Source organism: Nodosilinea sp. LEGE 06152, assembly GCF_015207525.1.
GTDB lineage: Bacteria > Cyanobacteriota > Cyanobacteriia > Phormidesmidales > Phormidesmidaceae > Nodosilinea.
This window is the reverse complement of record NZ_JADEWR010000041.1, coordinates 1-11,040: the sequence shown is the minus strand read 5'-3', so window position 1 is coordinate 11,040 and position 11,040 is coordinate 1. Positions and strand designations below refer to the sequence as shown.

General features: G+C 54.2%; 7 protein-coding genes. All 7 read left to right on the top strand.

Annotated elements, in window-relative coordinates; translation table 11 throughout:
• On the top strand, nucleotides 1–728 hold a 728-nt coding region (locus tag IQ265_RS28365), incomplete at its 5' end, for an ATP-binding cassette domain-containing protein (RefSeq protein ID WP_194059886.1).
• Between the two features lie 215 nt (nucleotides 729–943).
• The gene (locus tag IQ265_RS28360; RefSeq protein WP_194059885.1) at nucleotides 944–1,933 is read left to right on the top strand and encodes an AraC family transcriptional regulator; all 990 of its coding nucleotides are present in this window, start codon (nucleotides 944–946) and stop codon (nucleotides 1,931–1,933) included.
• Between the two features lie 147 nt (nucleotides 1,934–2,080).
• Nucleotides 2,081–4,663 (top strand): TonB-dependent receptor, encoded by a 2,583-nt coding sequence (locus tag IQ265_RS28355; protein WP_194059883.1) that lies wholly within the window; start codon nucleotides 2,081–2,083, stop codon nucleotides 4,661–4,663.
• A 139-nt stretch (nucleotides 4,664–4,802) separates the two neighbouring features.
• On the top strand, nucleotides 4,803–5,702 hold the full coding sequence (locus IQ265_RS28350; protein ID WP_194059881.1) for an iron-siderophore ABC transporter substrate-binding protein: 900 nt from the start codon (nucleotides 4,803–4,805) through the stop codon (nucleotides 5,700–5,702).
• A gap of 430 nt (nucleotides 5,703–6,132) precedes the next feature.
• Nucleotides 6,133–7,128, top strand: coding sequence for an AraC family transcriptional regulator (locus IQ265_RS28345; RefSeq protein ID WP_194059879.1), 996 nt, complete (start codon nucleotides 6,133–6,135; stop codon nucleotides 7,126–7,128).
• A gap of 96 nt (nucleotides 7,129–7,224) precedes the next feature.
• Nucleotides 7,225–9,834 (top strand): TonB-dependent siderophore receptor, encoded by a 2,610-nt coding sequence (locus IQ265_RS28340; RefSeq protein ID WP_194059877.1) that lies wholly within the window; start codon nucleotides 7,225–7,227, stop codon nucleotides 9,832–9,834.
• 12 nt (nucleotides 9,835–9,846) lie between these two features.
• Nucleotides 9,847–10,914 carry an iron-siderophore ABC transporter substrate-binding protein gene (locus tag IQ265_RS28335; RefSeq protein WP_194059875.1) on the top strand — a complete coding sequence of 356 codons (1,068 nt, stop codon included), beginning with the start codon at nucleotides 9,847–9,849 and terminating at the stop codon, nucleotides 10,912–10,914.
• The last annotated feature ends 126 nt before the right edge of the window (nucleotides 10,915–11,040 follow it).

Below are 11,040 nucleotides of genomic sequence, written 5' to 3'. Positions count from 1 at the left end.
CATCCACCCGCCCACCCATCCACCCTCCCACCCGCCTACCCACCCTCCAATCCCTCACCCTCCACCTCCCCGCCGGGCAAACCCTCGGCCTGCTAGGCCGTACGGGCAGCGGCAAAAGCACCCTGGCGCGGCTGCTGCTGCGGCTGTACGACCTTCAGCGGGGGCAGATTTGTTTGGGCGGAGTGAATATTGCCCAGGTGTCGCTGCGGGAGTTGTCTCAGCGAGTAGGGTTTGTCACCCAGGATGTGCAGTTGTTTCAAACCTCGGTGCGGAATAATCTGACCTTTTTTAATGGGCACATTGGCGATCGCGCCATTCTGCAAACCCTGGAGGATCTGGGCCTGATACCCTGGCTGGAGGCGCTGCCCGCGGGGCTGGATACGGAATTGGGGGCCGATAGCGGCGGGCTGTCGGCAGGGCAGGCGCAGCTGTTGGCCTTTGCCCGAGTATTCCTCAAAGATCCGGGCCTGGTGGTGCTGGATGAAGCCTCGTCGCGGCTAGATCCGCTGACGGAGCAGCTGATTGAGCGGGCGGTAGATCGGCTGTTGGCGAACCGCACGGGGATTATCATTGCCCACCGGCTCAAGACCGTGGAGCGGGCCGACCAAATTTTGATTTTGGATCAGGGGCGGGCGGTGGAGTATGGCGATCGCGCCACGCTGGTGCAAAAGCCCACCTCTCGCTTTGCCCAGTTGATCAGAGCAGGCTCTGCCGTTGAGCTGGCGTAGCGCAAGGGCTTGACGCATCGACCCGACTAGTTGAGAATACTTATCATTAACGGCAATTGACTCCCTGGCCCTGCTGCTTTGGGAGTGCACAACAAATCCAAATCACATAACCCGATGCCCAACAGGCGGCTTGCGTAGGGGCAAACGGTGTTTGCCCAGCTCAACCGAGGCTAGCCAAAACGGATTCAGTACAAATCGCAGACTTTAACTTCACTATGGCAATCGCTCTTTCTCAGTCTGACTACCGGACAATGCTTCAGGAGGGCGGCAATAATCAGCAGTCTGCACCCGGTGAGTTAGATGTAACTTGGCCCTATCCGCCGCAGTTGGGCCGTGGATCGGTTCGAGAGGTGAGGCTGCGCGAGGGGTTAGTATTAACGATCGCCAGCTACAAACTGCACCAGGATGTCATTGTTGAAACCCCTGAGCGCGAGCACCCGCTAGAGTACGAATTTACCGTCATCCACGACCATTCACGGCCGTCAGTGGGGGCTACAGAGCATTACTTTTTTTCGGGCAGTGGCTTAGCAGACCCCGGCGTTAACGAAGAGTTAGCGGGGTGGCAGGTTCTAGATGTGAGCTTTCATTTAGAGCCCAATTTGTTCTGCACCTGGATGGGCGATCGCCTGCTCCAGACGGCACCCCCGGTTCAAGCCCTGGTCAACGACCTTAGTCAGGCTCGCTATACCTGCGCCGCCTCGCCTACTGTGGCAATGCAGGCGGCCCTACAGCAGATCTTAAACTGCCCCCATACGGGTCTGACCCAGCAACTTTACCTAGAGAGCAAAGTTTGGGAACTGATGGCTCTGCACCTGGAGCAGATGTTGCAGCACCAGCCCGCTCAGCCCCGGAAGCAAACCCTCAAACCCGACGATATTGAGCGCCTTTACTACGCCAGAGAAATTTTGAAGCAGCACCTCAACAATCCCCCCTCGCTGAACGGGCTGGCCCGTCAGGTTGGCTTGAACGAATTTACCCTGAAGCAGGGGTTTCGCCAGCTCTTTGGCACTACGGTCTTTGGCTGCCTACACCACTACCGTATGGAATGCGCCAAGGCGTTGTTGGCCGATGGCCGTCTCAATGTCACCGAAGTCGCCCGCGATGTTGGGTTTGCTAACCGAGGGCATTTTGCCGCCGCCTTTCGCAAAAAATTTGGCGTTAACCCCAAAACCTACTCCCTGATGGCGAGAGAGCACGCAGGCTAAAAATTCCGGGTTTGGATCAAAAAAATCCTGCTGCTGATCAAAGCGATCGCCCATAGCCTGCTGCCATCCAGTAAGCTTCTTGCAATTGAATTGCAATTGAGTGCGCGGGCCAAACCCCGCTGGCTCTGACGTTTGGTGGGTGGAGTGATGAATCAACTACAGCAATTGACCTGGGCGGTAGGGGCTGTACTGCTGCTGATGGCTGGCCCAACTCGGGCAGAGCCAGCGCCCGAGACTGAAAGTCAGGGGGCAAGCCTTGTGACCGATACGTCCCTTGGAAAAGCTACAGCGCAGGAGAGTGAAGCAGCAGCCCCACTGCTCCTCAGCCAAGTTGAGCAGCCTGCCACCACGGTAGATGAATGGTGGGCTGAAATTGCCCAAGCCACGGCCCAGATTACGGCGGTCCAGCTCAACACCACCGCCGACGGCGTAGAGGTGGTGTTAGCAACATCGGCGGAGCTAACGGCTTCGTCGTCGGTAGTGGGCAACGCGCTGATTGTGGATATTGCCAACGCAACCCTGGCGCTGCCGGATGGGGAAGAGTTTCAGGCCACCAGTCCGGCGGAGGGCATTGCGCTGGTGAGCGTCACACCCTTGGGAGACAGTGTGCGGGTAGCCATTACGGGAGCAGAGGCACCCCCAACTGCGGCGATTAACGCAGCAGCACAGAGCCTAGTGTTGTCTGTCGCCAGAGGTACGGCGACGGCAGCCTCTGACGAAGACGCCATTCAGGTGGTGGTTACCGGAGAGCAGGAAAACGGGTATATCGTAGACAGTACCTCAACTGCAACCCGCACCGATACTCCTATTCTTGAAATTCCGGGTTCGATACAGGTCATACCCCGCCAGGTGATTGAAGAGCAAAATGCGCTGCGGCTGCCCGATATTTTTCGCAACGTCAGCGGGGTGGCGGAAGAAGGGGGATTTGGCGATACGCTTGATCAGTTCAACATCCGTGGTTTCGCTGCGACTAGCCAGGTGTTTCGCAACGGCATTCGGGTGCCCGATGGGTTTGCGCCTCTGATTGAAACCGAAAACCTCGAACGGGTTGAAATTCTCAAAGGGCCTGCTTCTGTTCTCTATGGCGCACTTGAACCCGGCGGCATTATTAATCTTGTAACCGAGCAGCCGTTGGCTGATCCCTACTATGCTGCGTCGCTGTCGCTGGGTAGTTTTGGATTGGTTCGTCCAACCTTTGATATTTCTGGACCACTCAACGAGAGTAAAACCGTTCTCTATCGCCTCAATGGCGTATACGAGCGGGGAGAGCGATGGCGAGATTTTAATACCGATATTGAGCGGGTGTTTGTGTCTCCAGTGATCACTTGGCAGATTGGCGATCGCACCAACTTAACTATTGATGGCGAGTACGTTAATGATGAACGTCCCGTCGATCGGGGCATCCCAGCCGTGGGCGAGCGCCCGGCGGATATTCCCCTCGATCGCGTCTTCGGAGATCCCGATGATTTTGTTCGTACAGAAAGCTACAGCATTGGCTATCAGCTAGAGCATGAGTTCAATGATAACTGGCGTGCTCGCAATGCCTTTCGCTACTTGCAAACGGACTCCATCAACCTGCGCCTTGAACCTGCCACATTGAATGAGGAAACAGGAATTCTGACGCGGCGTTTCAACTTCAACGACCCTCTGGAAGAAAGCTATGTGCTGCAAACTGATGTCGTTGGAGAATTTAATACCGGAAGCATTGAACACACGTTGCTAGCGGGTATCGAGTACACCCATCAGTACCAGCACTTTGAAACCTTTTTTGGTGGCGCTCCCTTTGCTCCCATTAATATCTTTGAGCCTGTTTTTGAAGAAATCGATCGCCCTTCCCCTTCCGACTTCAACATACCCGGCTTTGACATCATTAGTGATAGCGTTGGGTTATTTCTGCAAGACCAGATTGATATCACCGATAATCTTATTCTTCTCGCGGGTGGACGTTTTGATTTCCTCGATCAGCAATCTATTGATCTTGAATCGGATACCGCTACATCCCAGTATGAGGAAGCCTTTAGCCCACGGGTTGGCCTCGTCTACCAGCCCATTGAAGATCTTTCACTCTACGCCAGTTTTTCGCGATCGCTTGTTCTCAATGGAGCGGTTCAAGCTGATGGTTCTTTCCTAGAACCCATTCGTGGAACTCAGTACGAAATTGGTATTAAAGGTGAACTCTTTGACGGCGCTCTGCTAGCAACTCTGGCAGCTTACAACATTACTAGAACCAACATCGGCGTACCTGACCCCAATAACCCAGATTTCTCCATTCCCACGGGGGAACAACGGAGCCGAGGCATTGAGCTAGATGTCCTGGGCGAAATTTCATCGGGTTGGAATGTGATCGCCTCCTTCAGCTATCTTGATACCGAAGTCACAGAGGACGGGGGCAGTCCCCTGGAGGGCAACCGTCTTTTCAACGTGCCAAAGTACACGGCTAGCCTGTGGACCAGTTATGAAATTCAATCCGGTGACTTTCAGGGGCTTGGTTTTGGGGCCGGAGTTTTCTATGTGGGCGATCGCGAGGGCGATGCCGCCAATACTTTTAAGTTACCCAGCTACCTTCGAACCGATGCGGCTCTCTACTATCGACGAGATAACTGGCGACTGGCCTTGAATGTCAGAAACCTGTTTGACGTGAATTATTACGAATCGTCTAACTTTAGCCGCCTCCGCATTGAACCGGGTGCGCCCCGAACCCTCGTTGGCACTGTATCTGTAGAATTTTAACCGTAGGTAACCGATGATTTGGCAGCGAGGGCCACACTTTCCCCCAGGGAAACGGCTAATTCAAACTCTATCGCGCTCTATTCGCCGAAGCTTGCTGCTTGCCTTTTGTGTGGGATGGATAGCAGCTTGTGGAGGCAAGGTGGCCCAGCAGCCTGCTCCATTGCCAACAACACCCACCGTTGCAACACAGCCCTGCCGTGAAATTCAGCACGCAATGGGAAAAACCTGTGTTCCTGCCAATCCTCAGCGCATTGTGGCATTGAGTGGATTTGCCGTGGATGCGGTTTTTTCCCTAGGCATGAAGCCTGTTGGAGCGGTTACCAATGTTGCCAATTTGTGGGCAGATGAGATGCAAGAGGTGACGTCTCTAGGGCTAGATGAGCAGATCAATTTGGAGGCAATTTTGGCCCTTCAACCTGACCTGATTTTGGCCAGTCAGTGGAATGCTGAACCTATTTATGGGCAACTGTCAGCGATCGCACCTACTGTTCTAGACGGTGCCATTCTGGGTGAATGGAAAAACTCCTTCGCCATCCATTCCGCTGCATTGGGCAAAACCCAACAGGCAGAACAGCAGATGACCCACTATCAGGAACGAGTGCGAGATGTGCAGCAACGCCTGGGTGACAAGCTACAGCAAACGGAAATTTCGCTGGTTCGTATCTTGCCCGAGCACCTTGCTCTCTACCTGAAAAATTCTTTTGCGGGCAGCATTTTGGAGGATATTGGCTTTGCCCGACCGCCTTCACAGGATAAAGGGGTGATTGGGGAAGAACCCTTTGTTATTGCCATCAGCAAAGAGAGAATTCAGGATACTGATGGGGATGTTATTTTCCTGTGGACCTATGGGGCGACTCCTGATATTGCTCAATCTGCTCAAAGTGCATTGCAAAAAATCCAAACGGACCCTCTGTGGTTACAGCTCAATGCAGTTCAGCAAGAGCGTGTGTATGTTGTGAGCGATTACTGGCATGTAGCCAGTACGCCGATGCAAGCCATGCTGGTTATTGATGACTTGCTTAAGTATCTAGACCGTTAATACTTGAATGAACTATAGCGGCTCCTGAACGCAGAAGGTACACCCCAACTGAGAGAAGCTTTGTAGCTTATGGACTGGGCAACTGACCTGTACCTCATCCGAATGAGAACCGCTATAAAAGGCTTAGATTCTTGTTTTTTTAAGAACCGGGGATCTGATTGTCGGCATCCAGCTTACAACCAACAAAGTTCTCGCTAATTATCACAGCTCCCGTTGTGAGCCTAGATTATAGCGGTGGCCAGTTCGCTTAGGACATCAGTAACCACCATTGGCGAAAACTCGGGCGGCGAACTGGCGTATAGCCATACAGGAAAGTGCTGCGGGTTTGGCAATGCAACCATTAAGGATATTGACATGCGATCGCAAATAAATGAGAATCCTTCTTATTTGAGGTCAGCTAGCAGTCTCCTTCAACCCAACACCTTCTTAAATGACGATTATTCTCTCGGAAAAAGCGCTATCGGCCTTGCAATCTAAGGACTTGGCCAGTCTAGAACCAAGCCATCACGTCGATTTTGAGCTGACTATTCAGTCCCCCAGATCGCAAAGCCGAGGGTATAAGCGATCGCTCAACTTCAGCCACGGCCTGAATCTGCTAATTCGCGATTACTGGCTGCAAGATGCGCTAGTCGAAGAACTGCTCCCCGAACCAGAAGGCTTGACCCTGGAGTTTGGCTTTAACATCGCCGTATTGACAGAGGCAGATTTGCCCAGCTCGGATCTGCCCGAGGCCAGCTTTGTGCAGGTAGCGCCCAACCGCACCCAGGCTGACACTGTCGAATGGCCCCACCAGGGCCGGCTGCTGAAAATTGACCTGCACCTGCGGGCACCGGCGACCAAAGCCGACTTGAGTACCGAGCAGCTAGCGCTAATTCCAGCTGAATTACAGCGGGTTGTTCGCCAAAGGCCAGATTTGTGGTGTCAGTCGCTGGGGGCGATCGCGCCGAACATCCAGCTGGTACTTCAGCAAATTCTCAACTGCCCCTACACCGGCTCTATTCAGCAGGTCTACCTAGAGGGAAAAGCCCTGGAGCTGATCGCCCTACAGACCGCCCAGTGGATAGAATCTGGCCCCTCCAGGCCGACCCAGCGGCTGAAGCCCTCCGATATTGACCGCATCCACCAGGCCAGAGATCTGATTGCCCAACGCTTAGATGCTCCGCCCTCGCTGCTAGAACTGGCCCGAGCAGTCGGCTTAAACGACTGCACTCTGAAGCGGGGGTTTCGTCAGGTATTTGGCACCACGGTGTTTGGCTACCTGCGGCAGCAGCGCCTGCTCAAAGCCCAACAGCTATTGCAGGACACCGAGATGAGCGTAGCGGAGGTCACCTGCCAGGTGGGCTATAGCCACGCAGGGCATTTCGCCGCCGCCTTTAAGCGCGAGTTTGGCGTTAGCCCGAAAGTATTCAAAAATTCCGTCCTGTGACTAAAAAATTCCGGCCAGTAGCAGACGCGATCGCCCCCTTCATCCTAAAGTTCCTATACCTAGATGCAAACTATTCGCATCTAGAGGAGTGAATACTTGAACGGTGGTGTGAAGGCGATGATTCAGCAGTGGAAGGGATGGGGTTTATTGGTTGGCGTGGTGGGGGCGATCGCAACCCTGGGGCAACCGCTGACGGCCCAGGCGAGCACTGAGACTGTGGATGAGTGGATGAGTGGGCGAGTGGATGAGTCGGAACAGCCCACGCTTGCATCTACCCCGCTACCCATCCATCCATTCACCCACCCCGCCACCACCGTAGAGGAGTGGATGACCCAGATCGCCCAGGCCACGGTGCAAATTACCGGGGTGCGGCTAGAGACTACCGAGGCCGGCTTGCAGGTGGTGCTAGAAACAGCGGCGGGGGAGCTAGCAGCCCCAACGACGCGATCGCTCGGTAACGCCCTGATTGTTGATATTCCCAATGCGGTGCTGGCCCTGCCGGAGGGCAACGAGTTTTTTCAGGCCAGCCCCACCGAAGGCATCGCCCTGGTGACGGCAACGAACCTATCCGGCAACACTGTACAGGTCGCTATTACCGGGACAGATGCCGCCCCGACAGCGACGGTTAGCGCTGCGGCCCAGGGGTTGACCCTGAGCGTAGTCCCTGGAGTAGGGGTGGCGGATGGCCCAGCGGAGGAGGCGATTCAGGTGGTGGTGACGGGCGATCGCGACGACGGCTACAACCCCTCCAGCGCCACAACCGCCACCAGAACGGATACCCCACTGCGCGATATTCCCCAATCGATTCAGGTGATTCCCCAGGCGGTCTTGCAGGATCAGCGCGCCCTGCGGTTAGATGACGCGCTCCGAAACACGGCTGGAATTACAGCCAGTGGAGAACGCGCCGGTGATACAGAAACCTTTACCATCCGAGGCTTTGAAAGTACAACAATTCTGCGCGATGGGTTCCGGCAGGGCACATTCACCGGGCTGCAAGAAACCGCTAACCTGGAGCGAATTGAAATTCTCAGGGGGCCATCCTCCGTTCTTTACGGAGCCGCTGAGCCGGGTGGAGTGATAAACCTGGTGACAGAGAAACCCCTGTCTGAGCCGTTTTATGAACTGGAAGCATTGGCGGGTAGCTACGGCTTTGTGGAACCTCGAATTGATTTTTCGGGACCTTTGACAGAGGATGGCCGGGTACTCTATCGTTTGAATGCGCTTTACCGTCGTTCTGACGGTTTCCGGAATTTCGATCAAGAGTTCAGCCGATTTTTCATTGCCCCTGTCCTCAGTTGGCAACTGAGCGATCGCACCAATCTCACCGTCGATTTTGAATATTTAGATAACATTCAACCCTACGATCGCGGCCTGGTGGCCTTGAATGGCAGGGTGGTCGATGTTCCGCGCGATCGCATCTTTCACGAACCCGACGACTTTATTGAAACGGATGAATTTCGGACTGGATACCAATTTGAGCATCAGCTCAGTGACGATTGGACGTTGCGAAATACGTTTCGCTACACCCACTCAGACTTGTTTTTGCGAGCGGTCGATTTAAATGGCGCTAACAGAGCAACCTTAGAAGTTAACCGCAGTTTTCGCAACTTCAACATCTCTGAGGAAGCCTACGACGCGCAAGCCAGCGTAGTTGGCAATGTGTCCACCGGTTCTATAGAGCATGAACTACTCGCCGGGGTTGACTTTCGTCGTCGTTATGAAGACCTTGATCTAAGACAGGCGTTTGCCTTTAATTCTCCCTTTGCGCCTCCTCCGATTAGCATTTTCAATCCCCAGTATGGCTATTCTGGCCCCCCCAACGAAGATGTGCCTGTGATCTTTGATGGGCAGACTCAGACTCAACAATGGGGGTTTTATCTTCAGGATTTAATTGAGCTTTCTGACAACCTAAAGCTCTTACTCAGCGGTCGCTATGACATTGTCGATCAAACCTCTTTTTCGGACGGTTCCTCCACCCAGCAAAATCAGGGTGCGTTCTCGCCGCGTGTGGGCATTGTCTATCAGCCGATTCAGCCAGTCTCGCTCTACGGCAGCTTTAGCCGCTCGTTTTCTCCTAGTTTTGCGATCGCCGCTAATGGCTCGATTCTTGAACCCGAACGGGGCACCCAGTTTGAAATTGGTGCAAAAGCAGACCTGCTGGGCGATCGCCTCACCGCGACCCTCGCTTTCTACAACCTCACCCGCAGCAATGTACCCGTCACTGACCCCAACAATTCGGCCTTTTCTGTGGCTTTGGGCGAACAGCGCAGTCGCGGCGTTGAAGCCAACATTACCGGTGAAATTTTGCCGGGATGGAATGTGATTACCTCCTACGCCTACACCGATGCAGAAGTCATTGAGGCGTTTGGCGGCATTCCTGCAGGGGGCAGACCGGCCAATGTCCCAAAGCACAGTGCGAGCCTGTGGAGCACCTACGAGATTCAGTCAGGAGATTTGCAGGGACTGGGGTTTGGGCTGGGGGTATTTTTTGTGGGCGATCGCTTTAGCGATACAGCCAATACGATTGCACTAGACAGCTACCTGCGAACCGATGCCGCCCTCTACTACCGCCGCAGTAACTGGGATTTGGCGCTCAACGTCAAAAATGTTTTTAACGTTAACTATGTTCGCTCTGGGTTAGGAAATTCTCAACTTACACCCGGCGATCCGTTCACGGTGGTCGGTTCAGTGTCAGTGCGCTTCTAGAGGGAGTACATCATGGTGTCGCAGACTCAAAAACGCCTGCTTCTAGTTCTACTCGGGTTTTGCCTGACGTTGTGGATGGCCGCCTGTGGGTCTTTTTCTAGTCAGATCGCCTCGCAGCAAAATCTCAACCGTAATTCAGCCGACTGTCGCACGGTGCAACATGATGCTGGCAACACCGAGATCTGCGGCACTCCCCAAACGATCGCGGTAGTTGGGCCAAATGCGTTAGATCTACTGTTGTCTCTCAACGAACAACCAGCGGCCTATGCGGATGTCTTTGTGACCCACAGCGGCAAACTATTTGACAATCCCAGGCAGCAAATTCCCTACCTGGGCGATCGCATCACCACCCAACCCGTTAACCTGGGCAACCGCAACCAGCCTTCCTTAGAAGCCCTCTACGCCCTACAGCCCGACCTAATTTTGGGCGAACTGGGGAATGGCGAAGCCATCTATGGCACCCTGTCGCAGATTGCACCCACCGTTCTCTGGAACAATCGCAACAACCGCGAAAAGTGGCGCACCGTCATTCGGCAAATTGCCCAGGCCCTGGGCGATCAGCAGCGGGCAGAAGCCGCGATCGCTGCCCACGACCAGCGGGTAGCGCAGGCGCGTGAAACCTTTGCTCCCATTACTGCCGCCCATCCCCAAGTCCTCCTGTTGGCTGCAAACGATATTACAGACTCGCTTGCGGTAGTTGGCTCTGACAGCTACCTGGGGGAATTGTTGGAGGGATTAGGGTTTCAATTCGCTCTGACTTCAGAGCAGAGCAGATCGGTAGACATTTCGGTTGAAGTCTTGCCGACCCTGGCCGAAGCAGACACTATTTTTGTGCTAGGTCATGATTTGAGTGCTGGCGACGAAGCGCAAAAAAACTCAGGTGAGCCAGTGCTTGATCGCGCCCTCGATCGCCAAACCTCTACGGCTCAAAAAAGCTGGCAGGAGAACGCGATCGCCCAGTCTCTACCAGCCAGCCAGCAAAACCGGGTATTCTTCACCACCTACTACCTCTGGAATGGACTAAATGGCCCAATTGGGGCAGAACTGGTGATTGAACAGTTACGTCAATTTTTGCTTTGAGAGGACGTTTGAAAAGTTGACTGGGCAGTAAAAAAGCTCACACGGTCTAGGCTGAGATTACGAACACTACAGCCCCGTGAGAGCGATGAGTAAAGCCTACACCAGCAATTTGACCCATGACCAGTT

Coding starts and splice junctions, on each gene's coding strand:
- IQ265_RS28345 (WP_194059879.1), top strand. CDS start 6,133: ATGACGATTATTCTCTCGGAAAAAGCGCTATCGGCCTTGCAATCTAAG.
- IQ265_RS28355 (WP_194059883.1), top strand. CDS start 2,081: ATGAATCAACTACAGCAATTGACCTGGGCGGTAGGGGCTGTACTGCTG.
- IQ265_RS28335 (WP_194059875.1), top strand. CDS start 9,847: ATGGTGTCGCAGACTCAAAAACGCCTGCTTCTAGTTCTACTCGGGTTT.
- IQ265_RS28360 (WP_194059885.1), top strand. CDS start 944: ATGGCAATCGCTCTTTCTCAGTCTGACTACCGGACAATGCTTCAGGAG.